The organism is Pseudomonas serbiensis, assembly GCF_030580745.1.
Classification (GTDB): domain Bacteria; phylum Pseudomonadota; class Gammaproteobacteria; order Pseudomonadales; family Pseudomonadaceae; genus Aquipseudomonas; species Aquipseudomonas serbiensis.
This window is the reverse complement of record NZ_JAUQOO010000009.1, coordinates 36169-61868: the sequence shown is the minus strand read 5'-3', so window position 1 is coordinate 61868 and position 25700 is coordinate 36169. Positions and strand designations below refer to the sequence as shown.

At 55.1% G+C, this 25700-nt stretch carries 25 protein-coding genes, 1 tRNA gene and 1 pseudogene; 20 read left to right on the top strand and 7 right to left on the bottom strand.

All coding sequences use genetic code 11. From position 1 onward, the window contains the following. Positions 1 to 245 precede the first annotated feature (245 nt). Positions 246 to 1304, top strand: coding sequence for a DNA polymerase IV (dinB, locus tag Q6A51_RS13455; protein WP_304575004.1), 1059 nt, complete (start codon positions 246 to 248; stop codon positions 1302 to 1304). Positions 1305 to 1336: 32 nt separating this feature from the next. On the opposite strand, the gene Q6A51_RS13450 is transcribed toward dinB, so the two are convergent. The 3 genes from Q6A51_RS13450 to Q6A51_RS13440 form a co-directional block, all read right to left on the bottom strand. Beyond that, entirely contained in the window at positions 1337 to 2299 is a 963-nt protein-coding gene (locus Q6A51_RS13450) for a hypothetical protein (protein ID WP_201003493.1), read from the bottom strand. A gap of 67 nt (positions 2300 to 2366) precedes the next feature. After that, a complete protein-coding gene (locus Q6A51_RS13445; RefSeq protein WP_201003491.1) occupies positions 2367 to 4082 on the bottom strand; it encodes a proline--tRNA ligase in 1716 nt (571 codons plus the stop codon). A gap of 172 nt (positions 4083 to 4254) precedes the next feature. Further along, entirely contained in the window at positions 4255 to 5592 is a 1338-nt protein-coding gene (locus Q6A51_RS13440; protein WP_304575003.1) for an OprD family porin, read from the bottom strand. A 963-nt stretch (positions 5593 to 6555) separates the two neighbouring features. On the opposite strand from Q6A51_RS13440, the gene Q6A51_RS13435 reads away from it, so the two are divergent. After that, positions 6556 to 6981, top strand: a complete 426-nt coding sequence (locus tag Q6A51_RS13435) for an HIT domain-containing protein (RefSeq protein ID WP_201003487.1) — start codon at positions 6556 to 6558, stop codon at positions 6979 to 6981. Positions 6982 to 6983: 2 nt separating this feature from the next. Continuing rightward, positions 6984 to 7190: a SlyX family protein gene (locus Q6A51_RS13430; RefSeq protein ID WP_201003485.1), complete on the top strand. Its 207-nt coding sequence runs from the start codon at positions 6984 to 6986 to the stop codon at positions 7188 to 7190. Between the two features lie 67 nt (positions 7191 to 7257). Here Q6A51_RS13430 and Q6A51_RS27505 read toward each other — a convergent pair whose 3' ends face one another. Together Q6A51_RS27505 and Q6A51_RS27500 are read right to left on the bottom strand one after the other, a co-directional pair. After that, entirely contained in the window at positions 7258 to 7479 is a 222-nt protein-coding gene (locus Q6A51_RS27505; RefSeq protein WP_004667445.1) for a cold shock domain-containing protein, read from the bottom strand. Between the two features lie 108 nt (positions 7480 to 7587). Then, positions 7588 to 7848 (bottom strand): annotated as a pseudogene (locus Q6A51_RS27500) (cold shock domain-containing protein membrane protein); the annotation flags it as partial. Between the two features lie 448 nt (positions 7849 to 8296). Here Q6A51_RS27500 and Q6A51_RS13420 point away from each other — a divergent pair. The 17 genes from Q6A51_RS13420 (at position 8297) to Q6A51_RS13340 (ending at position 22007) form a co-directional block, all read left to right on the top strand. Further along, positions 8297 to 8770, top strand: a complete 474-nt coding sequence (locus Q6A51_RS13420; protein WP_201003482.1) for a Dps family protein — start codon at positions 8297 to 8299, stop codon at positions 8768 to 8770. Positions 8771 to 9155: 385 nt separating this feature from the next. Then, positions 9156 to 9494, top strand: a complete 339-nt coding sequence (locus Q6A51_RS13415; RefSeq protein ID WP_201003808.1) for a ribbon-helix-helix domain-containing protein — start codon at positions 9156 to 9158, stop codon at positions 9492 to 9494. Between the two features lie 266 nt (positions 9495 to 9760). Continuing rightward, entirely contained in the window at positions 9761 to 11536 is a 1776-nt protein-coding gene (gene aspS / locus Q6A51_RS13410; protein WP_201017857.1) for an aspartate--tRNA ligase, read from the top strand. A 133-nt stretch (positions 11537 to 11669) separates the two neighbouring features. Further along, positions 11670 to 12416: a YebC/PmpR family DNA-binding transcriptional regulator gene (locus Q6A51_RS13405; protein ID WP_025259001.1), complete on the top strand. Its 747-nt coding sequence runs from the start codon at positions 11670 to 11672 to the stop codon at positions 12414 to 12416. A 129-nt stretch (positions 12417 to 12545) separates the two neighbouring features. Further along, positions 12546 to 13070, top strand: coding sequence for a crossover junction endodeoxyribonuclease RuvC (gene ruvC, locus Q6A51_RS13400; protein WP_201003476.1), 525 nt, complete (start codon positions 12546 to 12548; stop codon positions 13068 to 13070). 115 nt (positions 13071 to 13185) lie between these two features. After that, a complete protein-coding gene (ruvA, locus tag Q6A51_RS13395) occupies positions 13186 to 13794 on the top strand; it encodes a Holliday junction branch migration protein RuvA (protein WP_201003474.1) in 609 nt (202 codons plus the stop codon). Continuing rightward, a complete protein-coding gene (gene ruvB, locus Q6A51_RS13390) occupies positions 13795 to 14853 on the top strand; it encodes a Holliday junction branch migration DNA helicase RuvB (RefSeq protein WP_304575002.1) in 1059 nt (352 codons plus the stop codon). Between the two features lie 136 nt (positions 14854 to 14989). Next, positions 14990 to 15457 carry a tol-pal system-associated acyl-CoA thioesterase gene (gene ybgC / locus Q6A51_RS13385; RefSeq protein WP_201003471.1) on the top strand — a complete coding sequence of 156 codons (468 nt, stop codon included), beginning with the start codon at positions 14990 to 14992 and terminating at the stop codon, positions 15455 to 15457. After that, positions 15447 to 16142: a protein TolQ gene (gene tolQ / locus Q6A51_RS13380; protein WP_201003469.1), complete on the top strand. Its 696-nt coding sequence runs from the start codon at positions 15447 to 15449 to the stop codon at positions 16140 to 16142. Before ybgC ends, tolQ begins: the two co-directional genes overlap by 11 nt. Positions 16143 to 16156: 14 nt before the next feature. Further along, on the top strand, positions 16157 to 16621 hold the full coding sequence (gene tolR / locus Q6A51_RS13375; RefSeq protein ID WP_374005020.1) for a protein TolR: 465 nt from the start codon (positions 16157 to 16159) through the stop codon (positions 16619 to 16621). Next, positions 16621 to 17688 carry a cell envelope integrity protein TolA gene (tolA, locus tag Q6A51_RS13370; RefSeq protein ID WP_201003467.1) on the top strand — a complete coding sequence of 356 codons (1068 nt, stop codon included), beginning with the start codon at positions 16621 to 16623 and terminating at the stop codon, positions 17686 to 17688. Before tolR ends, tolA begins: the two co-directional genes overlap by 1 nt. Beyond that, positions 17685 to 18986: a Tol-Pal system beta propeller repeat protein TolB gene (gene tolB, locus Q6A51_RS13365; RefSeq protein WP_201003466.1), complete on the top strand. Its 1302-nt coding sequence runs from the start codon at positions 17685 to 17687 to the stop codon at positions 18984 to 18986. Before tolA ends, tolB begins: the two co-directional genes overlap by 4 nt. Positions 18987 to 19038: 52 nt before the next feature. Beyond that, positions 19039 to 19536: a peptidoglycan-associated lipoprotein Pal gene (gene pal, locus Q6A51_RS13360; RefSeq protein WP_201003464.1), complete on the top strand. Its 498-nt coding sequence runs from the start codon at positions 19039 to 19041 to the stop codon at positions 19534 to 19536. Between the two features lie 6 nt (positions 19537 to 19542). Further along, entirely contained in the window at positions 19543 to 20358 is an 816-nt protein-coding gene (gene ybgF, locus Q6A51_RS13355) for a tol-pal system protein YbgF (protein WP_201003462.1), read from the top strand. Positions 20359 to 20529: 171 nt separating this feature from the next. After that, positions 20530 to 21177: a 7-carboxy-7-deazaguanine synthase QueE gene (gene queE / locus Q6A51_RS13350; RefSeq protein WP_304575001.1), complete on the top strand. Its 648-nt coding sequence runs from the start codon at positions 20530 to 20532 to the stop codon at positions 21175 to 21177. Positions 21178 to 21193: 16 nt separating this feature from the next. Further along, a complete protein-coding gene (queC, locus tag Q6A51_RS13345) occupies positions 21194 to 21868 on the top strand; it encodes a 7-cyano-7-deazaguanine synthase QueC (RefSeq protein ID WP_201003805.1) in 675 nt (224 codons plus the stop codon). Positions 21869 to 21931: 63 nt separating this feature from the next. After that, positions 21932 to 22007: transfer RNA gene (locus tag Q6A51_RS13340), tRNA-Lys, on the top strand. Between the two features lie 322 nt (positions 22008 to 22329). On the opposite strand, the gene Q6A51_RS13335 is transcribed toward Q6A51_RS13340, so the two are convergent. After that, positions 22330 to 23703 carry a site-specific integrase gene (locus Q6A51_RS13335; protein ID WP_304575000.1) on the bottom strand — a complete coding sequence of 458 codons (1374 nt, stop codon included), beginning with the start codon at positions 23701 to 23703 and terminating at the stop codon, positions 22330 to 22332. Further along, a complete protein-coding gene (gene mobH, locus Q6A51_RS13330) occupies positions 23700 to 25598 on the bottom strand; it encodes a MobH family relaxase (protein WP_304574999.1) in 1899 nt (632 codons plus the stop codon). The genes Q6A51_RS13335 and mobH overlap by 4 nt, the downstream gene beginning before the upstream one ends. Positions 25599 to 25700: the final 102 nt, after the last annotated feature.

Below are 25700 nucleotides of genomic sequence, written 5' to 3'. Positions count from 1 at the left end.
GATAGGGCGGCATTCTACAGGGGAACGCATGGCTGTCAATCATTAGTTTCAAAAAATGCTTTTTTCTTCAAATGGTTAGCGATGCAAGGCTTGCGGTACATCGGATATGGAGGCTTGTCTGACGGGCTGAAAGCTCTGTGTGCCAGTGTGGGGCCGCTTTTCCGATGCATTGATTTGGCATCATGAGTGTCACTTCCTGACACCAATGCGATACTGCACGGCCATTGATTGCAAAATCGCCTTTCATGACTCAGCGCAAAATCATCCATATCGACTGTGACTGCTTTTATGCAGCCATCGAAATGCGAGACGACCCGAGCCTTGCCAGCAAGCCGCTGGCTGTCGGTGGGTCGCCGGACAAGAGAGGGGTGATTGCGACCTGCAACTATGAAGCCCGTGCTTATGGGGTGCGTTCGGCGATGTCCTCGCGTCACGCTTTGACGCTGTGCCCGGACCTGAACATCGTCAAGCCGCGCATGGATGCCTATAAAGAAGCTTCTCGGGAAATCCAGGGCATTTTTCGCGATTACACCGACCTTATCGAACCGCTATCGCTGGACGAGGCTTTTCTGGATGTGTCCGATGCCAGCCATTTCTCCGGTAGTGCGACTCGTATCGCTCAGGATATCCGGCGCAGGGTCTCGAACCAGTTGCACATCACGGTTTCGGCTGGCGTAGCACCCAACAAGTTTCTGGCCAAGATCGCCAGTGACTGGAAGAAACCCAACGGGCTATTTGTGATAACGCCCGATCAGGTCGAGGATTTTGTCGCCTCGCTGCCGGTCAGCAAGCTGCACGGTGTCGGCAAGGTAACCGCTGACAAGCTGGGGAGGCTGGGCATCCTCAGTTGTATGGACTTGCGTCGCTGGAGCAAGCTGGCGCTGGTACGTGAGTTCGGCAGTTTTGGCGAGCGGCTCTGGAATCTGGCGTTCGGGATCGATGATCGTCCGGTGCAGAATGACAGCAGGCGCCAGTCTGTGAGTGTCGAAAATACCTACGACACGGATTTGCCCGATCTGGCCAGTTGCCTGGAGAAATTGCCAGCCTTACTGGAAACCCTGGGCGTACGCATGGAGCGAATGGCCGGTCAATATCGTCCCGGCAAGCCGTTCGTCAAAGTGAAGTTCCATGACTTTACCCAGACCACACTGGAGCAGTCGGGAGCCGGGCGGGATCTGGGCAGTTATGAGCAATTGCTGACCCAGGCTTTTGCGCGTGGCGCCAAGCCGGTGCGATTGCTGGGGATCGGTGTGCGCCTGCATGATTTGCGCGGCGCTCATGAGCAGTTGGAGCTGTTTACCTGATAGTTGCAGGCTCCTTGCAAGGAGCCTGTTCGTCATTCGCTATCCGGGTCTGTGGCAGGTGCCACAAGGCGGCCAGCATCCTTGGCCAGGGACTTGAGAAACTCGTTTTGCAGTTGAGGATCGTTGCGTGTCAGCTCGATCAGGCTCTGCTCCAGCTCGCTGGCTTCTTCTTCAAGGCCCAGTTCCGAAAGACGCTTGACCCGATGGACCCACTGTTTGACTTCATCGTCTTCCAGATCGTCGTAGATCAGCTCATGAGCTTCCAGCAGCTTGCCCCGCAGTGACTGGCTGATAGGCAGGCTGGCATTGGCATGCGCGTTGTCCTGATCATCCTCGATATTGAGGTACAGGCGAGTGACGCGGCTCAGATCCTGTTCGGCAAACGGGCTGTCGAGCAGGTTGAGGCGCAGAACCCCATTGCGATCCGTGTTCAGCTCGTGGGTTTCGTTGCCTGCCTTCACCATGACCGGGCGTTCGTTCCAGGGCAGGGTGGAGTTCTCGATTCTCTTGTCCTTCTGGACTTCATCGATGCTGGCCAGGTTCTGCTGCGCCCGGCCATGGGACGGTGCGTTCATGAACGGATTGAGGCCGGCAACGCCGTAATTGATCCAGTCTTTGGTCACGCTGTCGGGCAGTGTGCCGAGAGCGAAGACATTGACCACGTTGGCGCCGATGCCAGCCACCACGGCAACGGCTCCCAGCGGAATTTCGTAGATTTCCCGCCAGGGTTGATAGGGGGTGTAGCGGTCGTAATGACGGGTCACTTCAAAGTCAGTGACTTCAAAGGACTTATGCTCGTGAATCCGCACCCGGCGTTGTGGCAGCTCAAGCGTCTTGGGCTCGCCGATATCGATCTGCAGAGTGTGTTCCAGCAGTTTGCGCTCTATGCGTTCTTCGTGCTCGCTGCGTTGTGACAACTGATTGGCACAACCGCTGACGAGGAAAGTACCGCATAGAACGGCGCTGCCGAGGCTTAGGGTGCTTCGTCTGAACATGGGATCTCTTGATGCGGATTGGGCATGTGATGAGTGGCGCGCCCGCATGAACGGGCGCACCTGTGACTCAGCGCTTCACACGGCCCTGGATGAACGACAGCACGTCGGCGACCGCAATGGCTTGTGGTTGCGACTCGATTCGGCTCTTGTATTCCAGATTGCCTTCGGCCAGACCACGATCACTGACCACGATGCGATGCGGAATACCGATCAGCTCCATGTCGGCGAACTTGATGCCTGGGCTGGTTTTCTTGTCGCGGTCATCGAGCAGTACTTCAAAGCCCGCGGCGGTCAGCTCGGCATACAGCTTGTCTGTCGCTTCACGAACGGCTTCCGTCTCATAGCGCAATGGAACCAGTGCAATATGGAAAGGCGTCAGGGTGTCGTTCCAGATGATCCCGTTTTCATCGCTGTTCTGCTCGATGGCAGCTGCGACAACGCGGGAAACGCCGATACCGTAGCAACCCATGGTCAGGTTGACTGGCTTGCCGTTTTCGCCCAGTACCTGGCACTTCATCGCTTCGCTGTACTTGGTGCCCAGCTGGAAGATATGGCCGACTTCAATGCCGCGCTTGATTTCAAGCGTGCCTTTGCCGTCCGGGCTCGGGTCGCCGGCGACAACGTTGCGCAGGTCGGCAACGGCAGGTACAGGCAGGTCGCGTTCCCAGTTGACGCCAAAGTAGTGCTTGTCGTCGATGTTGGCGCCAACGGCAAAGTCGCTCATCAGCTCGACAGAGCGGTCGATGATGCAGGGCAGTGGCAGATTCAGTGGGCCCAGGGAGCCTGCGCCTGCGCCGATGGCGTCACGCAGTTCGGCTTCGGATGCCATCACCAGCGGGCTGGCGACCTGTTCCAGGTTGGCGGCCTTGATCTCGTTGAGTTCGTGGTCGCCACGAATGATCAGCGCGACCAGCTTGCCTTCTTCGGCAGCGTGGACGACCAGTGTCTTGACGGTCTTTTCGATTGGCAGGTTGAAGCCTTCGACCAGTTGCGCGATGGTCTTTGCATCCGGGGTGTCGACCAGTCGCAGCTCTTCAGTTGCAGCACCGCGGGACTTCTCGCGTGGTATTGCTTCGGCCTTCTCGATGTTGGCTGCGTAATCGGAGCCATTGCTGAAGACGATGTCGTCTTCACCGGAGTCTGCCAGCACGTGGAATTCGTGGGAGCCAGCGCCGCCGATGGAGCCGTTATCGGCCTCGACAGGGCGGAACTTCAGGCCCAGACGGGTGAATACGTTGCTGTAGGCCAGATGCATGCGGTCGTAGGTTTCCTGCAGCGAAGCATGATCGGCGTGGAACGAATAGGCGTCCTTCATGACGAATTCGCGACCGCGCATCAAGCCGAAGCGTGGGCGGATCTCGTCGCGGAACTTGGTCTGGATCTGGTACATGTTGATCGGCAACTGCTTGTAGCTGTTGAGCTCGTTGCGTGCCAGATCGGTAATGACCTCTTCGTGGGTCGGGCCCAGGCAGAAATCACGGTTGTGGCGATCTACCAGGCGCATCAGCTCGGGGCCGTATTGCTCCCAGCGACCGGATTCCTGCCACAGTTCTGCGGGCTGGATACCCGGCATCAGTATTTCGAGTGCGCCGGCAGCGTCCATTTCTTCACGAACGATGGCTTCTACCTTGCGCAATACGCGCAGGCCCATGGGCAGCCAGGTGTAGAGGCCGGAAGCCAGCTTGCGGATCATGCCAGCACGCAGCATCAGCTGATGGCTGACCACGACTGCATCTGAAGGGGTTTCTTTCTGTGTGGCGAGCAAAAATTGACTGGTGCGCATGGTTGGCCGTTGTCTGTTGCTGGGACTGGAAATGACCCGGCATTGTACGGTGGTGTGCCGGTCGCGTACAGCGCACGGCTGGCGGTGAGTCTCAGGGTAGTACTTTTGTGGCGATATGAAAAAACCCGGCAATCGAGCCGGGCTTTTTCAAGTAGCAGAGACCGGCCTGTGATTACAGGACCGAAATCGGGTAGTCGACGATCAGGCGGAACTCGTTGACGTCGCCGTCATAGCTGTTGCCTGCGTTAGCACGGTGCCATGCTTGACGCAGACGGAACGACAGGTCTTTGGCCGGGCCGCTTTGCAGCACGTACTTGGCTTCAAAGTCAGTTTCCTGATGTTTGCCGTTGTCACCATACATGCCAGCATATGCGCTGCCAGTTGGAGTCTTGGTGCCATCAATGTCATAACCACGAACGTGGCGAGTCATGAAGCTCAGGCCAGGAACGCCATAAGGAGTCATGTTCAGGTCGTAACGAACCTGCCAGGACTTCTCGTTAGGGGCGTTGAAGTCGGAGTACTGAACGGAGTTGTTCAGGAAGATCGAGTCGCCACCGCGGTTGTTATCGCCGATACCGATGTAGTCGAACGGAGTGTTACCGTCGACTTTCTGGAAGGCCAGAGTCACGGTGTGGGCTGCTGCGAAGGAGTATGCGACGGAGCCGGAAGCTGTGGTGTTATTGATCGAACCTGCTTGAGCGCTGCCTTCATCTGTAGTGCGGTAGATGTTGCCATCGAAGGCCAGGGACTGGTCGCCGCCTAGAGGCAAGGCATAGTTCACGTTGGCGTAGTACTGGTTCCAGATGTCTTCCAGCTTGGCACCATAGAATGCAACACCCAGGCTATCGGTGATTGCATATTTGCCACCAACGAAGTCTGCGCTATTGGATTCTACGCCATTACCATTTCTGGCGTAGTTCGCGAAAATCTTGCCGCTGCGGTTGGTGTCATCCTGACTGGTACCGGAGTAGTAATGACCTGCTTCCAGATCCAAGCCTTTGATTTCGCTGCTTTGCAAGCTGATGCCGCTGGCGGTCTGAGGCAGAAGGCGGCTACCACCAACTGCAAACACCGGGCTGGTAGGTTGCATGTCGCCGACTTTCAACTCGGTCTTGGAAATGCGGAATTTGACTGCACCACCGAGTTTGCCCTGGGTGTTTTCGTTTCTGTCCTGGCTGTCGGTTACCAGGTTGCCTGAGCCCGAGTATCTGTCAGGACCCCAGAGTTTCAGGCCAAAATAGCCGAATGCATCAACGCCGACACCAACTGTGCCTTGGGTGTAACCAGAGCTGTAGTTAGCCCAGAGGCCTTGGGTCCAGTCACGATCGTCGACAGAGGTTTCTTTCTTGTCGCGGTTGTAATAGTAGTTGCGCAACTTCAGGTCAAGAGTGCTGCCATCTACAAAGCCCTTGGCTTCAGACTGGTCACTGACGAACGGTGCTGCTGTTGCCATTTGGGCGCTGGCTGCAGTAATTGCCAGTGCGATTGCGCTCCACTTCATCACTCTCATCGTGATTGCTCCTTTGGTTTTAAGAAGATTCAGGCCGTCCCACCTGTTTTTTTATCTGGGCGGCTCTTTCTTTTTTTGTCGGCGAAAATCTATCTCACGCTGACGGTAGTTACGATAGTTGCTGCCCTGTCTTTCCAGAATCTTTATGGCGTTGTCGCTAAAAGTTTCACGCAGGTCGCAAATGCATCATTTCCTTATCATGTATCCAGCTTTGCTATCTTCAGGCCCTTGTATCCGCGTTGAAATGATCCAGCTACAGATCGCTTTTCAGGATAGGTGCTCAAAGCTGTGAACTGCTATTCCCTTGGTCCTGATGTCCCTGTTTTCCGCCAGAGTCATTCAGGTCGTGTGAGTGTTGAAGCAACAAGCGTGCACAAAGTTCAAAATATTTGAAAAAAAATGTGAGATTTCAGTTTTTACTTGGGGTTTTTGTCGTAAGCATATGATTTTGATTGATTTATTTTTTCTGTGAAAAACGGGCTTTGCGGACCGATCAATGACCGGTTGAGGTGTCGGGAAGTCAGGAAATGTTACTGACTGCACCGGGATTTGAGTAAATCGCAGATCAGCGCTCTTTTTGGTATACCAAAGTGTTTCGTTTTGGTGCGCCGCTCCGAAAGGCTGCCATAACATGGATCCCGGTCTTTGCCTGCCAATAGGGTTGGCACGACGTTGTTTCATTTTTATGTTCATGTGCCGGTTTTTGCCGGTTTTCTTCTGCCTTCACCTGCAAGTGCCTCGCCGGCTGACGAGTGGCTTCCGGTATCAAACTGGTGCGGTTTTCATTGGAGGTGGGGCAGGGTGGTGCGCCGGTTTGCCGGGGGGCGTATCGGCGGATCGTGATGAAATATGCTCAGAAGGGTGAAGCGCTGTCCGATCCTGCGTATCCTGCCGGGCTATACGAGGCGCCGCACTCTTGCGGGGCAGGTTAGACATTCAACCTGGCAAATCGGGGGTTTTATCGTGTTCGTTCTGGATTCGCGTCTCAAGCAGGACTCTTTGCCTGTCGGTGATTTCCCGTTGTGCAGGCTTTTATTGTCCAATGACTCGCGCTACCCATGGTTCATCCTGGTGCCGCGTCGCGCTGATATCAGCGAAGTCTTTCAGCTTGAGGCTCAGGATCAATTGCAGTTGTGGCAGGAAACCACCGCTCTGTCTCAAATCCTGAAGAGTGCATTCGACGCTGATAAACTCAATGTTGCGGCGCTGGGTAATGTCGTCAGTCAGCTTCACATGCATGTCATCGTTCGCAAGCGTGATGATGCAGCCTGGCCCGCGCCTGTGTGGGGCAAGCATCCGGCCCTTCCTTATACAGACGAACAGTTCGCAGCCGTTCTCGAGCGATTGAGGCCGGTATTGACGCAAGATTTCCGATTTGAGGGTGAGTGATCATGAACCTTGATGAGCGAGTCATGGAGTTGGAAAGCCGCCTGACTTTTCAGGAGGATACGCTTCAGGCGTTGAATGATGTGCTGGTGATACAGCGACGTGAGCTGGATCGATTGCAGTTGCAAATGACCGCGATGCTCAAGCGTCAGGAAGAAATGGGTAGCCAGTTCGATACGTTCGTAGAGGACGCTCCGCCGCCTCATTACTGATGTTTGCAGCAATAAAAAAACCGCGCTTTCCCTGAGGAAGGCGCGGTTTTTTATGGGGCGGCAGAAATCAGCGGCGCGGCAATGCGGCGATGACGTCTTCGGCTTGCAGGCCTTTGTCGCGGTTCATCACGGAGAACTCTACGCGCTGACCTTCGACGAGTACGCGGTGACCTTCACCGCGGATGGCACGAAAGTGTACGAAGATATCGTCGCCGGAATCGCGCGAGATGAAACCGAAGCCCTTGGAGGTATTGAACCACTTCACGGTGCCTGTATCGCGATTGCCCAGGTCGTGGCTTTGAGGTGCCGGTGAAGGCGAGGATCTGTAGAAGCTGACTCCCAGATGAAGTGCAACGGCAACTATGGCGACAATCAGGCTGATGATGATTGCCGGTTGACCAGCGATTTTATCGAGCGGAACGAGCAGGGTAAGGATTTGTATGATGACGGCAAGAACAAGCAGTGCACTGACCAGATTTTGCAGGTTGTGACGTGGTCCCCGGTTCCAATAGGGAATCACTGGAGCAAGCACCAGGTTGAGAAGCCCGAAGAAAGCCAGATAAAGCGCATCGGGTTGCAGCATTTCACTGCGCAGGCTGGGTATGAAGGAAAGCAGCAAGGCTGCTGCTCCCGTTACCAGGTGGACGATTTTCAACATTTTAAAAAGCTCACATTAAGAAGGATCACAAGGAAATAGCTGGTAGCGCCCGGTACGCTTCTGAAAAAGTGGAGGCGTGATGCACGAGCGATGGTCCAGCCTATGCGCTACAGCCGGATGGCAGGATCGGTAGCGACACGTTGTGTATTTAACAGCAAAGCCGAAGTCTACTCAAATCAAGTACCTGTGCGGCCTTGCTGCTTTGTTGGCGCCAATAAAGCGTCCTCTTCGATAGCCTTGAGATAGAGCCTCTGGCCGGGTTCTGGCGAATTCATGGAACTCGTTTTGCCGTCAGGGAGTCAGACAGGCTTGACGATTCAGGTGCTACTTTCCTGTATGGATGTGCCTATTTGAGCGAGTGCACCAATAGAAGGCTGCGCCCGTTGGCGTCTCTTGATAAAGTAGCGCTGTTACTGCTTTCCAATCCTCATCTAAAAGGGCATGAAACATGGCAATCGATATCGGTATCAGTGAAGAGGATCGCAAATCGATCGTAGACGGTCTTTCGCATCTGCTTGCAGATACTTATGTACTTTACCTCAAGACTCACAACTTTCACTGGAATGTCAGTGGGCCGATGTTTCGCACACTGCACCTGATGTTTGAAGAGCAATATAACGAGTTGGCACTGGCGGTAGACTCCATCGCTGAACGTATTCGTGCTCTCGGGTTCCCGGCGCCGGGCACGTATTCGACTTATGCTCGCCTGTCTTCGATCAAGGAAGAAGAAGGTGTGCCAAGTGCTGAAGATATGATCAAAAGTCTGGTTCAGGGCCAAGAGGCTGTTGTCCGCACAGCACGTAGCCTTTTTCCTCTGCTGGAGACAGCCAGTGACGAGCCTACTGCCGACTTGCTGACACAGCGCATGCAGGTTCACGAGAAAACTGCGTGGATGTTGCGTTCGATGCTTGAGTCCAGGTAACAGCTGAAGAGCAGCAGCGCCTGCCTGCTGCTCGTCTCAGGGCGCGTTGCCGTTTTTGCAGATGGCGACGCGCGTCTTGCGGCGATCATTCTGTCAGGGCATTCGGCCTGTATCGGGCCTTTGGCCAACCCTGCGCCGTGTGTTCTCGTCGCTTGTTATGCAAATGTAAAATATAAATATTAAACGCATTTGGTTGTCGCACTTAAGTTATAGCGCTGTCTTGAATTCTTTCTTCCTTGTTCTCTTGTAGTCATCTCCTACAACGTCAAGGTGTTGGTTCTACTGGATATAAGATCTTTAATCGGGCCTTATAGGAGTCGCATTTATTTATTTTTAAATGTTTCTTATTAGTGTTCGAGTTGATTTTTTAGAAGGTGGATCGGCCATGGTTAGAGGTGTTGAACGTGAGGTCAAAGATTTAAGCAGGCATTCGTCTATACGCAATGATCCTTTTGTCGAAGACTTCAATATGAATCTGGCACAGCCGCACTCCAAATCGGTGCGGCTTAATGGGTTGGCGACCTGCCTGCGTCTGGAAAAGGTCTACTGGAACATACTGTCGGCGATTGCCCGATCCAATAATTGCTCCGTGAATGCAGTGCTCTCCTATATCGACAGGGAGGTTCACTTGCGTTACGGCGGTGTAAAGAACTTTAGCGGGCTGATCCGCGTTGTCTGCGTCGCTCACCTTTTGAAGGCCGATCGTCTTGAGGCTCAGGCCTGATGTTTCTTCGGGTTCGCCTCTGGCGGGCCTTTCGAGCGGTGTCGCAAGCCTGTTGCCCGGCACGAATACGAACTTATCCAGACAGGATGAGTTCGTTCGGCTGCACGGCCTCGATTAACTCTATATAATCCTTCGCCTTGCTGGCGGGCATGGCTCTGCGTTGCAGGGTCTGGCTTGAACCGGGTGCCGGTGCATTGCACTATCGAGCGCAGGCCAGGAGCGAATGCCCCACCGAATTTCGAATTACGAGAAGTGAACACACCATCATGATGCGCAGCCATTATTGCGGCCAACTGAACGAAAGTCTGGAAGGTCAGGAAATTACCCTTTGCGGATGGGTCCACCGTCGTCGTGACCACGGGGGCGTTATCTTCCTCGATATCCGCGACCGTGAAGGCATGGCCCAGGTGGTGTTCGATCCGGATCGTGCCGATACCTTTGCCGCTGCCGACCGTGTGCGCAGCGAATATGTCGTCAAGGTCGTCGGCAAGGTGCGTGCCCGCCCGGCGGGTGCCGTCAACGCCAATATGGCCTCCGGTGCCATTGAAGTGCTGGGTTACGAGCTGGAAGTCCTGAACGAATCTGAGACTCCGCCGTTCCCGCTGAACGAATATTCCGATGTCGGCGAAGAGACGCGCCTGCGTTATCGCTTCATCGATCTGCGTCGCCCGGAAATGGCCGAGAAGCTGCGTCTGCGCTCGCGCATCACCACCAGCATCCGTCGCTATCTCGACGACAACGGCTTCCTGGACGTCGAGACGCCTATCCTGACTCGCGCCACGCCTGAAGGCGCTCGCGACTATCTGGTGCCAAGCCGCACACACCCGGGCAGTTTCTTTGCCCTGCCGCAATCGCCTCAACTGTTCAAGCAGTTGCTGATGGTGGCTGGCTTCGACCGTTACTACCAGATCGCCAAATGCTTCCGTGACGAAGACCTGCGTGCCGACCGTCAGCCTGAGTTCACTCAGATCGACATCGAGACCAGCTTCCTCAATGAAGAAGACATCATCGGTCTGACCGAGAAAATGGTTCGTCAGCTGTTCAAGGAAGTGCTGGATCTGGAATTCGGTGAATTCCCGCACATGACCTTTGAAGAAGCCATGCGTCGCTATGGCTCCGACAAGCCGGACCTGCGCAACCCTCTGGAACTGGTCGATGTTGCCGATCAGCTCAAGGAAGTCGAGTTCAAGGTTTTCAGCGGTCCTGCCAACGATCCGAAGTGCCGGATTGCCGCATTGCGCGTTCCAGGCGGTGCAAGTATTCCGCGTAAACAGATCGACGATTATACAAAGTTCGTCAGCATCTACGGTGCCAAGGGCCTGGCGTACATCAAGGTCAACGAGCGCGCCAATGGCGTTGATGGCCTGCAATCGCCAATCGTCAAGAACATCCCGGAAGCCAACCTCAATGTGATCCTCGATCGCGTTGGCGCGGTTGATGGCGATATCGTGTTCTTCGGCGCGGACAAGGCCAAGATCGTCAGCGAGGCCCTGGGTGCGCTGCGTATCAAGGTTGGTAACGATTTCAAGCTGCACACCTGCGAGTGGGCTCCGATGTGGGTCGTCGACTTCCCGATGTTCGAAGAGAACGACGACGGCAGCTTCAGCGCGTTGCACCACCCCTTCACGGCACCAAAGTGTACCCCTGAAGAGCTGGAAGCCAACCCTGGCAAGGCGCTGTCCCGCGCTTACGACATGGTGCTCAACGGTACCGAACTGGGCGGTGGTTCGATCCGTATCCACCGCAAGGAAATGCAGCAAGCGGTATTCCGTCTGCTGGGCATCAAGGAAGACGAGCAGCAAGAGAAGTTCGGCTTCCTGCTCGACGCTTTGAAGTACGGCGCACCACCTCATGGCGGTCTGGCTTTCGGCCTGGACCGTCTGGTGATGCTGATGACAGGTGCCCAGTCGATCCGTGAAGTGATCGCCTTCCCGAAAACCCAGAGCGCTGCCGACGTCATGACCCAGGCTCCTGGTGTCGTGGATGCCAAGGCTCTGCGTGAGCTGCACATTCGTCTGCGCGAGCAGCAGAAGGCCGAGTGATGCGGGGCGGGGCGCATTCTTGATGCGTCCCGCATTGCAGGTTTTCCAGGCTGTGCCTTGTCGAGTAAAAAGCCTTTTGCCCGTGTGTGCGGGTGAAAGGTGAAGGTGTTTCAAAAAGAATCTGGAGCGAGAAATGGCAGGTCATTCTAAGTGGGCGAACATCAAGCACCGCAAAGAGCGTCAGGATGCCAAGAAAGGCAAGATCTTCACCAAGTGGATTCGTGAACTGACTGTCGCTGCCCGTCAGGGTGGCGGTGATCCAGGTTCCAACCCGCGTCTGCGTCTGGCGCTGGACAAGGCCCTTGGCGCCAACATGACCCGTGACACCATCGACCGTGCTGTTGCGCGTGGTGTCGGTGCGGACGATGGCAATGATGTCGAGGAGCTGGGTTACGAGGGCTATGGTCCTGGCGGTGTCGCTATCATGGTCGAGGCCATGACCGACAACCGTAACCGTACCGCCGCTGCCGTTCGTCATGCCTTTACCAAGTGTGGCGGCAACCTGGGTACTGACGGTTCCGTAGCTTATCTGTTCGATCGCAAGGGGCAGATCTCGTTTGCTGCCGGTGTCGATGAAGATGCACTGATCGAAGCGGCGATGGAGGCTGATGCCGATGACGTCGTGAGCAATGAAGATGGCTCCATCGACGTGTTTACGTCGTTCGCCGGTTTCTACGCGGTTCGCAATGCGCTGGAAGCAGCTGGTTTCAAGGCATCCGACGCAGAAATCGTCATGTTGCCGACGACCAGTGCGGTGCTCGATCTGGAAACCGCAGAAAAGGTTCTCAAGCTGATCGACATGCTTGAAGACCTGGATGACGTGCAGAACGTCTATTCCAATGCGGAAATTCCCGATGACGTCCTGGAACAGCTTGGCTGATCAAGGGTTGTCGGTTGTACATTGGAGGCCGGGGGCAGGAAGCGGTGATCATCACGCCGCTATCGGCCTCCGGCTTCTGCCTTTATGCTGCATTCATTGTTTTGCGTTAGTTCTCAAGCTGCGGGTGTTATGACTCTTATTCTTGGTATCGACCCCGGTTCGCGAATCACCGGTTATGGCGTTGTGCGTGATACCGGGCGTGGTTGTGTCTATGTGGCTTCGGGCTGCATTCGCACGGGGGCTGGCGAGTTGCAGGAGCGGTTGCAGATTGTGTTTCGCGGTGTGCGGGAGGTCATCCAGACCTATGGCCCGGTCACCATGGGAATCGAAAAGGTCTTCATGGCCCGCAATGCCGACTCTGCACTGAAGCTGGGGCAGGCCAGGGGGGCGGCCATTGTGGCGGGTGCCGAGGAAGGGCTGGAGATCGCCGAGTACACGGCAACTCAGGTCAAGCAGGCGGTGGCCGGAACCGGTGGCGCCAACAAGGAGCAGGTGATGATGATGGTCATGCATTTGCTCAAGCTGACCCAGAAACCCCAGATCGATGCATCCGACGCCCTGGCAATTGCGCTGTGTCATGCGCACACACGTTCAAGCCTGATTCCACATGGTCTGGGGACTGCGCGCAGCCGCGGTGGCCGGTTGCGTCTCTGACTGCATCATTCGCATGCATATTTTTACTTGCAGGTCTGGCGACTCCTGTGATGATGGTGTTCATATTTTTCGCGCTGGCGATGCCAACGATGGGCAAGACGAAAGGAACTGATACGTGATTGGACGTTTACGTGGCTTTCTCGCCGAGAAACAGCCACCGCATCTGGTGCTGGACGTCAATGGCGTCGGCTATGAGCTGGAAGTACCCATGACGACGCTTTACCGCTTGCCGCATGTGGGTGAGCCAGTGACCTTGCATACCCATCTGGTGGTTCGCGAAGATGCGCATTTGCTCTATGGTTTTTACGAGAAACGCGAGCGTGAGCTGTTTCGTGAGCTGATTCGCCTCAATGGTGTCGGCCCTAAGCTGGCTCTTGCCTTGATGTCGGGCCTTGAGGTCGATGAGCTGGTGCGCTGTGTTCAGGCGCAGGATACTTCGGCCCTGACCCGGATTCCGGGGGTCGGCAAGAAGACTGCCGAGCGTCTGTTGGTCGAACTCAAGGACCGCTTCAAGGCCTGGGAGGCTCTGCCTGGCACATTTACGCTGGTATCCAGTGGCCCGAATCAGCCCGAGCCGGTGGCGTCTGCCGAGTCCGATGCGGTCAGCGCGCTGATTTCCCTGGGCTATAAACCTCAAGAGGCGAGCAAGGCCGTCTCTGCGATCAAGGAAAAAGGCTTGAGCAGTGCAGATCTGATCCGACGTGCTTTGAAGGGGATGGCGTAAGTGATTGAAGCTGATCGCCTGATTACCGCCAGCAGTGGTCGTGATCGTGAAGAACAACTGGACCGCGCCATTCGCCCTCTGAGTCTGGCTGACTACATTGGTCAGCCGACCGTGCGCGAGCAGATGGAGTTGTTCATCCAGGCCGCCCGTGGGCGCAATGAATCGCTGGATCACACCTTGATCTTCGGCCCGCCGGGGCTGGGCAAGACCACGCTGGCCAATATCATTGCCCAGGAAATGTCGGTTTCGATCAAAAGCACGTCCGGCCCCGTGCTGGAGCGTCCCGGGGATCTGGCCGCGATCCTGACCAACCTCGAACCCCATGATGTGCTGTTCATCGATGAAATCCATCGGTTGTCGCCTATCGTCGAAGAAGTTCTGTACCCGGCGATGGAAGACTTTCAGCTCGACATCATGATTGGTGAGGGGCCTGCCGCTCGCTCGATCAAGCTTGATCTGCCGCCTTTCACGCTGGTGGGGGCGACGACCCGCGCTGGCATGCTGACCAATCCGTTGCGCGACCGTTTCGGCATCGTTCAGCGCCTTGAGTTCTACAGCACGGCCGACCTGTCGACTATCGTGTCGCGCTCCGCCGGTATTCTCGGGCTGGTCATCGAGCCTGAGGGGGCCTTTGAAATAGCCCGTCGTGCTCGTGGAACGCCGCGTATTGCCAACCGCTTGCTGCGGCGCGTACGGGATTTTGCCCAGGTACGCGGTAATGGCCAGATCACCCGGCAAACGGCAGACAAGGCACTGAACCTGCTGGATGTCGACGAACATGGTTTCGACCATCAGGACCGGCGTCTTCTGCTGACCATGATCGAGAAGTTCGATGGCGGTCCTGTTGGCATAGACAGCCTGGCTGCGGCCATCAGTGAGGAGCGGCACACCATTGAAGACGTGCTGGAACCCTATTTGATCCAGCAAGGCTATATCATGCGTACGCCGCGTGGACGAGTCGTTACCCGGCACGCCTACCTGCACTTTGGGCTGAACATTCCTTCGAGAATGAGCGAGATGTCTGCGTCGGAGGATTTCGTGGATGACTCGACCGATTAATAGTGGCCACCGCCGATTTATTTGTAGTTTTGGTGGTCAGATTGCCAGCGTGATGGCTGAAGCCATCAATAAGTGGCAAAACCATGAAAAACAGTTGCCTGACCCGATTGGCAACCTGAGGAGTAAGCACTAGAGTATGCGCGCGCAAAACGGGGCTCCGTCGTTCGCACATCGCTGTCGCGTTTATTACGAAGACACCGATGCAGGCGGCATCGTCTACTACGTCAACTATTTGAAATTCATGGAGCGGGCTCGTACCGAGCAGCTGCGAGCGCTGGGTTTTGCCCAGTCCGAGCTGGCGAAGGAGGACCTGCTGTTCGTCGTGCATTCCAGTGAGGCTCGTTATCACAAGCCGGCGCGACTGGACGATGAGCTGCTGGTAAGCGCTGAAGTAATCGAATTGAACCGTGTCAGCCTGCGTTTCAAACAGCAGGTCAGGCTGGCTGCGGATGCAACGCTGCTCTGTGAGGGGCAGTTTTTGGTGGCGTGTGTACGCGCCGATAGTTTGAAACCCCGGGCCATTCCCGAAGCTTTGCGAGCGGCCTTTGCCGACCAGAGCGGCGCGGGCATACATTCAGAGCAGGAGATAAAGCGTGGAAGCTAACGTCGTCGACCATTCCTCCATGTGGAGTTTGGTCAGCAATGCCAGCATTGTTGTTCAGTTGGTCATGCTGATGCTTGTGGCTGCTTCAGTCACTTCGTGGATCGTGATCTTTCAGCGCGGCAACATGCTGCGTGCCGGTCGGCGTGCCCTGGACAGCTTCGAGGAGCGTTTCTGGTCCGGTATCGATCTTTCCAAGCTCTATCGTCAGGCGGGCAGCAACCCTGACCCGGACTCCGGCGTCGAGCAGATCTTCCGTGCCGGCTTCAAGGAGTTCTCCCGTCTGCGTCAGCAGGCTGGCGTCGATCCAGATGCGGTGATGGAAGGCGTGGCTCGTGCCATGCGCGTTGCCATTTCCCGTGAAGAAGAAAAACTGGAAGCCGGTCTGCCGTATCTGGCAACCGTGGGTTCCACCAGTCCTTATATCGGCCTGTTCGGTACGGTCTGGGGGATCATGAACTCCTTCCGCGGTCTGGCGACTGCGCAGCAGGCGACCCTGGCCACTGTAGCTCCCGGTATTGCCGAGGCCCTGATTGCAACGGCTATCGGTCTGTTCGCGGCAATCCCTGCGGTTATCGCTTACAACCGTTTTGCCGCTCGCAGCGAGACTCTGATCGGCCGTTACTACACGTTCGCTGATGAGTTCCAGGCGATCCTGCACCGTAAAGTGCATACCAGCGAAGAGTGAGCAGGTAATTCCCCATGGCTTTAATCGCTCGAGATCGTCGCAGAAAACGCAAGCCGGTCGCCGAAATGAACGTAGTGCCATACATCGACGTGATGTTGGTGCTGCTCGTCATCTTCATGGTGACCGCTCCCATGATCAACCAGGGCGTGAAAGTCGACTTGCCCAAGGTCTCCAGCGAGGCTTTGCCGCAAGACAACAACAATCAGGTCCTGACCATTTCGATCAAGGCTGACAAGACCTACTACTGGAACCTTGGCAGCGAAGTCGATACCGAAAAGCAGATGGACAAGGCAATGACACTGCCTCAACTGACTGCAGCCGTGACCAAGATCGTCGCAGCCGGTCGTGATGCCGGCAAGCAGACGCAGGTTTTCATTCGTGGCGACAAGACCGTTGATTACGGTTCTGTGATGGGCACGATGGGCGGGCTGCAGAAGGCTGGGGTAGGAAATGTTGGCTTGATTACTGAGGCCCCCTGATGCAGCCGATTCGAGAGCCGTCTGCCTCGGAAAGCTACTTCTGGCCCTCTGTCTGGGCTGTGGCGCTGCATATCCTGATTTTTGGCATGCTTTTCGTGAGCTTTGCCATGACACCTGAGTTGCCGGAGGCTAAACCTGTTGTTCAGGCTACGCTGTACCAACTCAAGTCCAAGAGCCAGGCGACGACCCAGACCAACCAGAAGATTGCGGGCGAGGCAAAGAAAGCCGCTGCACGACAGACTGAAGTCGAGCAGCTGGAGCAGAAGAAGATCGAGCAGCAGAAACAGGAAGCTGTAAAGGCTGCGGAACAAAAGAAAGAAGAGGCTGCTCAAAAAGCCGAAGAACAGAAGGCCGAAGAGCAGAAAGCTGCTGACGAGGCGAAAAAGGCCGAGCAGAAAGCCGAGGAAGCCAAAAAGGCCGATGAGGCCAAGAAGGCTGCCGATGCGAAAAAGGCTGAAGAGAAACAATTGGCTGATATAGCCAAGAAGAAAGCCGAAGAAGAAGCGAAGAAGAAAGCCGAGGAAGACGCGAAGAAAGCCGCCGCCGAGGAAGCCAAGAAACAGGCTGCCGATGAAGCGAAGAAAAAAGCGGCTGAAGACGCGAAGAAAAAGGCTGCCGAGGACGCCAAGAAGAAAGCTGCTGCCGACTCTGCGAAAAAAGCACAGGAAGCTGCACGCAAGGCTGCAGAGGACAAGAAGGCACAGGCCCTGGCCGACCTGCTTTCCGACAAGCCACAGCGGCAACAGGCTCTGGCCGATGAACTTGGCGACGAGACTGCGGGTAACTTCGATGACCTGATTCGTCTGCGTGCATCCGAAGGCTGGGCTCGCCCACCATCGGCGCGCAAGGGCATGGCAGTGGTATTGCAGATCGGCATGTTGCCGGACGGTACAGTGACTTCGGTGACTGTTTCCAAGTCTAGTGGTGACGGTCCGTTCGACAGTTCGGCAGTGGCAGCGGTCAAGAATATTGGTCGTTTGACAGAAATGCAGGGTTTGAAGCCAGCGGACTTCGCTCCCTATCGTTCATTCAAGATGACATTCACACCTGAGGATCTAGCCTTGTGATTAACCTTCTTCGAGGACTGCTTTTGGTTCTTTGCTGCGCGGCGGGCTTAGCCGTTGCAGAAGAAAAGAACATCATGGTCACCAGCGGAAGTGACCGCGCCACTCCGATTGCTGTCGTGCCTTTTGGCTGGCAGGGCGGCAACGTGCTGCCGGAAGACATGGCCGATATCGTCAGTAACGACCTGCGTAACTCGGGTTACTACTCGCCGATTCCCAAACAGAACATGATCAGCCTGCCGACCCAGGCCAGCGAAATCATTTTCCGTGACTGGAAGGCCCTGAATGCGCAATACGTCATGGTCGGCAACATTGTCCCGGCGGGCGGTCGTCTGCAGATCCAGTACGCGCTGTTCAACGTTGCCACCGAGCAGCAGGTTCTGACCGGTAGCGTGTCGGGTACCAACGACCAGTTGCGGGACATGGCGCACTACATTGCCGACCAGTCGTTCGAGAAACTGACCGGCATCAAGGGCGCGTTCTCCACCCGCATGCTGTACGTGACTGCCGAGCGCTTCTCGGAAAGCAACACCCGTTACACCCTGCAACGTTCGGACTACGACGGTGCCCGTGCCGTGACGCTGCTGCAATCGCGCGAGCCGATCCTGTCGCCACGCTTTGCTCCTGATGGCAAGCGCATCGCCTATGTATCGTTCGAGCAGAGACGCCCACGTATCTTCGTTCAGCATATCGATACCGGTCGCCGTGAGCAGATCACCAACTTCGAAGGCCTCAACGGCGCGCCTGCATGGTCGCCTGATGGCAGCAGGCTGGCGTTCGTGCTGTCCAAGGACGGCAACCCTGAGGTTTACGTGATGAACCTGGCGACTCGTCAGCTGAGCCGCGTGACCAACGATTCGTCCATCGATACCGAACCGTTTTTCGGCAAGGATGGCTCTACGCTGTACTTCACGTCGGACCGTGGCGGCAAGCCACAGATCTACAAGACAAACATCAATGGCGGTGGTGCCGAGCGTGTGACGTTCGTGGGTAACTACAATGCCAACCCGAAATTGTCAGCTGATGAAAAGACGCTGGTAATGATTCACCGGCAGGACGGCTTCACTAATTTCAAGGTCGCAGTGCAGGATTTGGCTCGCGGAAGTGTAAAAATCCTCACAGATAGCAACCTTGATGAGTCGCCTACTGTTGCGCCCAACGGCACCATGGTAATCTACGCCACCCGCCAGCAGGGCCGGGGAGTCTTGATGCTCGTGTCCATTAACGGACGCGTAAGGCTCCCGCTTCCTACCGCTCAAGGCGAAGTCAGAGAACCTTCCTGGTCCCCTTACCTGAACTGACGCGGCGCTACACGATTTGCTTAACACACTGGGGTTCATTAGGAGTTTCAAGATGGAAATGTTGAAGTTTGGTAAGTTTGCTGCGCTGGCTCTGGCCATGGCTGTAGCTGTTGGTTGCTCGTCCAAAGGCGGTGATAATGCTGGCGCTGGCGCTGTTGACCCTAACGCTGGTTACGGTGCCAACACTGGCGCTGTAGATGGCAGCCTGAGCGAAGAAGCTGCTCTGCGTGCAATCACCACCTTCTACTTCGAATACGACAGTTCGGATCTGAAGCCAGAAGCACTGCGCTCCCTGGACGTGCATGCTAAAGACCTGAAAGCAAACGGCGCTCGCGTCGTTCTGGAAGGCAACACCGACGAGCGTGGTACTCGTGAGTACAACATCGCCCTGGGCGAGCGTCGTGCGAAAGCCGTTCAGCGCTACCTGGTTCTGCAAGGCGTTTCCCCAGCTCAGCTGGAGCTGGTTTCCTACGGCGAAGAGCGTCCAGTTGCTACCGGCAACGACGAGCAGTCCTGGGCTCAAAACCGTCGCGTCGAACTGCGTAAGTAATTTGACATGCGAACGTGCCGACGTGCTTTAACCGTTTTGGCCCTCACCCTCCCGCTTTCAGCGTGGGGTGCGGTTCCTGTGGTCGATGACAATTCTGGCTCTGGTAGCAGCAGTTATCCGCCAGCGGGTTATGGCACGTCCGGCGCCTATGCCGGGGGAGGGGTTTCGACCCCGACCTCGGCAAATGGTCAGCTGTTCATGCAATTGCAGCAAATGCAGGAAGAAATCGCGCGCTTGCGTGGTCTCGTTGAAGTCCAGCAGAACGATATTCAGCGCATGAAGCAGGAAGCGCTGGAGCGTTATCAGGATCTGGATTCTCGTATCTCCAGTGGCGCAGCCGCTGCAGCTACCAATAATTCCCAACCTTCTGGCGGCAGTATCGACGCCAGCGGGACGCCTTCGGCCCCAGCGGCCCAGGCTCCGGCAGCAGGCACAGAGCCTCCTGATCCGGCGAAGGAAAAGCTCTATTACGAAGCGGCCTTCGATTTGATCAAAGCCAAGGATTTCGATAAGGCCAGTCAGGCTTTTACCGCTTTCCTGCGCAAGTACCCAAACAGCTCGTATGCGGGCAATGCCCAATACTGGCTGGGCGAAGTGAATCTGGCCAAGGGTGACCTTCAGGGCGCTGGCCAGGCATTTGCCAAGGTCAGCCAGTTGTACCCGAAGCATTCCAAGGTGCCTGATTCGCTTTATAAGCTGGCCGATGTTGAGCGTCGCCTCGGTCACACAGACAAGGTCAAAGGCATTTTGCAGCAAGTCGTTGCCCAATATCCGGGCAGTTCCGCTGCACAATTGGCACAGCGGGATCTTCAGCGTCTCTGATGCGCAGACCCGTTATTCAAGAAAGCCGCGCTTGTCGCGGCTTTTTTCGTTAGAATTTCGCACCCGAAATTCCGGTAATTATTACGCTTCGCTGGATTCTGCGATTGCAGGGTGCTTTGAAGTGCCTGACGGAGGCGGACGGCCTGTTTAGCTGTTACGCCCGTGGCTTATATGCAAGACACATTACGCATCACCGAAATATTTTACTCGTTACAGGGTGAAACCCGTACGGCTGGGCTGCCCACCGTATTCGTGCGCCTCACTGGTTGCCCCCTGCGCTGCCAGTATTGCGACAGTGCCTATGCTTTCAGCGGTGGAAAGATCCATACGCTGGATGACATCCTTGAGCAGGTCGCTGCCTATCACCCGCGCTATGTCTGTGTGACCGGTGGTGAACCGCTTGCCCAGCCCAATGCGATTCCCTTGCTTGAGCGCCTGTGCGATGCCGGTTATCAGGTTTCGCTGGAAACCAGTGGTGCCCTGGACATATCGGCTGTCGATTCTCGTGTCAGCCGCGTGGTCGACTTGAAGACTCCGGGCTCCAAGGAAGTCGCGCGCAACCGCTACGAAAACATGGAATTGCTGACTCCCAACGATCAGGTCAAGTTTGTGATCTGCTCCAGGGACGACTACGACTGGGCGGTTTCCAAGCTGATCCAGTACGGGCTGGACAAGCGGGCTGGCGAAGTACTGTTCTCTGCCAGCCACCATGAATTGAAAGGGCGGGACCTGGCGGACTGGATCGTTGCAGACAACCTGCCTGTCCGCTTGCAGATGCAATTGCACAAAATTCTTTGGGATGACGAGCCGGGGCGCTGAAATGAGTGAATTGACCATGACCGAAAAACGAGCCGTAATCCTGCTGTCCGGCGGCCTTGATTCAGCCACTGTAGTTGCCATGGCCCGAGCCGAAGGCTACGCCTGCTACACCATGAGTTTCGACTATGGGCAGCGCCATCGTGCCGAGCTGAACGCTGCTGCACGTGTTGCACGGGATCTGGGCGCCATCGAGCACAAGGTTATCGGCCTCAACCTCAACGGGATTGGTGGTTCTGCATTGACCGACAGCTCCATCGCTGTCCCTGAGTCGCCGACTGAAGGCATTCCGGTTACTTACGTACCTGCACGCAATACCGTGTTCCTGTCCCTTGCTCTTGGCTGGGCAGAGGTGCTGGAAGCCCGCGATATCTTTATCGGCGTCAATGCCGTGGATTATTCAGGCTATCCGGATTGCCGCCCCGAGTTCGTCGAGTCGTTCGAGCGCATGGCCAATCTGGCGACCAAGGCGGGTGTTGAGGGGCAGGGGTTCACCATCCGTGCGCCGCTGCAAAACCTCAGCAAGTCAGACATCGTCAAGGCTGGCGTGGCTCTGGGCGTCGATTATGCGCTCACCGTTTCGTGCTATCAGGCTGATGATGAAGGCCGCGCATGCGGTAAATGCGACAGCTGCCGCCTGCGTGCAGAAGGCTTCGCAGCCGCCGGTGTAGCGGACCCGACACGTTATTTTTAATTTTTTTACAGAAAGGTGTTGAATTACTGATAAAAATCAGTAATATACGCGCCACACAACAGAGGGTCGTTAGCTCAGTTGGTAGAGCAGTTGGCTTTTAACCAATTGGTCGTAGGTTCGAATCCTACACGACCCACCATTTTCTAGCTTCAAATAGCTTTTTGAAGCTTTTCTCTTGATCGAATCCATCAATTCGTTCTGTGTCTGAACTCATGTGTTCAGAGATCGAAGCTGAAGGTGATCAAGTATGATGAGTTAGCATCAGCAAAAAAGCGGAGCTTGTAACCTGAGGTGATCAACATCCAGAGCAAGCAGCCGTCTGCAGCGAAACATATCCTTGTCCTGATGTGATGTCAAATTGGAACATGACTTTTCTGTTTCCAACAACGCTGTTGGTCAGCGATCCTTCGCATCACGTCCCTCTACCTCATCTCATGAATCCCTAGGCTGGTCTTGCTGTTTCACCTGTTCCAGTTGAGCGCTCGTGGTGAGTTTTGAACCAGGTCATTTAGCTGATCTGTAATTTTCCGGTCGTGCGCATTAGCTGAAACCGACGTTGAGCCTTTTCCTTTTCTTTGCTTCAACCAATCCTGCAGGTGCTCTAGGAGGCTATCCATGTCTTCTGCAGTGATCTCTTCACGTGGATACAGCTCTGCTTGGTAGATTTTCTCGGGCCTGATCACAATTGCGTCTTCAATGTGCTCATCCTCAAATCTGCTGGATCTGGGAGAGTGGTTTTCTGCAGACAGGATCTCGCATCGAGTAACTGGTTGTACCGGTGGAGTCATGTCGATTTTTTGCAGCACCGGTTTTTCACGAGCAGATTCGATCATCGCAGTAGTGTGATCTGACAGCCTGTGCAAAACCGTGCCCAGATCGATGCGCGCTTTGTGTGAAATCTGCGCGGGAGCCTGGCTGCGCTCATTCAAGACAACTCGCATGAATTCGTAATCGGGCTCGATGTAATCCATGGTCGTCGCAATATTGGTGTGGTTGAGCAGCGTTTTTGTGACGTGGATGTTCCTTTCTGGCTGCTTCATCAGATCAGTTGCAATCGTGTGTCTGAAGCGGTGTGGGGTCATCCTCACACCGGTCTCTTTTGTAAGCTTCTTGTACATCGATTCGACTTGATCTGAGTTCATGTATTTGCTCCGGTAGTACACCGAAAAGCGGTTCACGTTGAACAACTGATCCGTTTTGGCAAAGCGTAGGGCTTCAGCTGACTGCATCAGTGTCATTAGATAAGGCATAAGCCCGTCAGGGATCGGGATCATGAACTCCCGGTGTGTTTTCTCCAGATCACCCTGAACACGGATCAGGCGTTTTTTCAGATCAACATCAGAGAGCTGCACGCAGAGCAATGCATTCAGCCGAACGCCGGTGTAGTAAAACGTCTCGTACACGGTTAACCAGAACCAGGCCGGTGTGATCTTCGCTCGTCTCTGGTTTTTCTGTTCCTCGTCAATGAGAGCCAGCAACCAGCTCCTACCCCGTGATATCGCATCAACGACCACTGTCTTCTTAGGTTTTTTCGGAGGAATCACCTGGGTGCGACTGAAAGGGTTGATGGCCAGATTTCCAATCCCGTGTTTGACGGCGAATCCGAAAATTGTCCTAAGGTGGCTGGAGTACGTATTCCAGCTTCGCTTTGACAGTCCACGTTCGAGCTGTGACTTGCGCCACAAAAGAACCTGTCGGGCGTCAATCTCGTTGGCTGGACCGTCACCAAAATGCCGAATCAAAGCCCGGGTTGCTGCGTTGTAAATGCTCACCGAAGCGGGACGCAAGTTGTGTGCACTGACATACTCTTTGGTCAGTTCCAAAATGGTCATCATTCTGTTGCGTCCTTAGCATCCGCACCGACCAGCTTCACAATTGCGTTGTCGTATGGGACTTCATTGAACACAGTCGTTGGTGATTTCAACAGATACCCTCTCAGTTCCTTGGATTTGCGTGGGCCTTTTACCTCGCATGTGAAAATGTTGAGATTCGCGCTGGTCTTGCGGTGCAATTTCAACTTTTCAAACGCTCGCTGCACCAACTGCCAAGGCTCCAAATCCTTGGCTTTTGCCGCTGTTTGGATGTCTGGATGTTCTAGCGCGTAGCGTTTGAATATATCAGGACTCACTAGAAACGCAGTTCCATCAACTGTGTGAACTCGAGCTTTAGCGTCATTAATTACGAGTTTGTGTGAGAGCACACCTTCCCTGAGCCATGAAAGAAACTCGGTACCGTAATCTTCTTGCTCCGCCGGAAGGGGGACATTCAGATCTGTCTCAGAAGCCGGTTGCGGCTTGGGTTGTCTCAGCTTGTTTGGTTTCTGTGTGGCCACCGGTGGAACAGATACATCTTCCTCAGTGCTGGTAGAAACAGTGATTTTGCCTTGGGGTATGTCTTCAAATAGAGATAGCAAATCGTCCATGTGATCTGTGTCGCTCTGCGTGGTTTTCTGTGTGGATGGCAGAGCATTCTGAGTCGGAGTGCTTGATTTAGATAGCATTATGCTATTGGGCGATGTGTCTAAACCGCTATTCTGAGTATCAGCACCTTGATCGGTAGCAGCATTATCTTCTGCCGGCGCTGCGTCTACCGTCAGAGTGCCGCTGTAGCTCGGTGGGCGCTGGTCTGCCTGAGGCCAAACGAGGGCAGGGGCGACTTTCAATACTGTGAATGTCTTTACCCATCCTTGCCCATTGTCGATTGTGACACTCCAGATAGCCTTGTCCTGGACGTTGGTCTGGATGATGGCCTGGTCCTGAAGCATGTTGAACATCGGAGCATTAGAGTTAGGAATTCCCTCAATGCCCTGGGTCAGTAGCGCAGCTCTGAGTTGATCAGTCGTGGGCTTGCTTACCAGCCACAAGGCGTCCTGGGTCAGCCATCCATCTGAAGGTCCGTCTGGTTGGTTCAGTTTAAATTTCTCTTTCACCAACATCCGCAATGCGTCGACCAACTGACGTTGCAGAGATTGTTTTGGTGCTGACATCGCTCGTTCGGGATTTCCGCCCAGCTCTTGTGCGACAGATGACTGGTCGGCCTGAGTGACGATTTCTCCCAGGATGCCGGCATGTTCGTATTGACCGGCCAGGGTGTAGATCAACTGTGCCCACAACTCGGGAAACCCACTGAGCCAGTCCAAAGCTTCATTGGGAAGCACCTGTGCGTAAAGCAGTGAAGAGGCCGCACCATGCAATCGGTAATCTCGGCCTTTCACATACCGAAATCTGTAGGGCTGTGTCAGGGGGCCGTACCAAGGATGCCACGCTTTTCCGTCCTGCAACTCCACTCTCACATCGACCGCGATTTTCCCCAAGTCATGCATCAGCGCGCCATATGCGGCAGCAGCTGACCAGGCTTCAGCTTGGGCTGCTTGCGACTCAGGCGGTGCCCCGATCGGGAGAAGGTATGTCTGACGAACTTTTAAAGCGTAAGCGACAATTTCTAGGCCGTGGTCCAGCATTCCTCCAGGATAGGCATGGTGATGATTTTCGGATGCCGGCAGTTGTTGCACGAGCGAGGCATAGCGTTGCAGTGGGGTGAGATACAGTGCGCCGAACTGCTTGCGTGACAGGGATGTTCGTTGCCATATATTTTCGAGCAGGCTCCGCCTCCTCGGGGTACTAAGTAGGCTATCTGAGGACTCGGGAGGTATGAAGCCCTCAATATTTGTTCCGGATGATTTGGTTTTTGTTGGTTTGCGTCGAAGAAAAGAAAGCATGGCATTGCCCATGAGAAGGTCATAGGGATGTCTTTTCCCTTCTCTTATTCTTGATGGCAATGGTTAAACGATAATTGACCTCCAAAGGGTTGATCAAAGTCAACGCCGTCATTC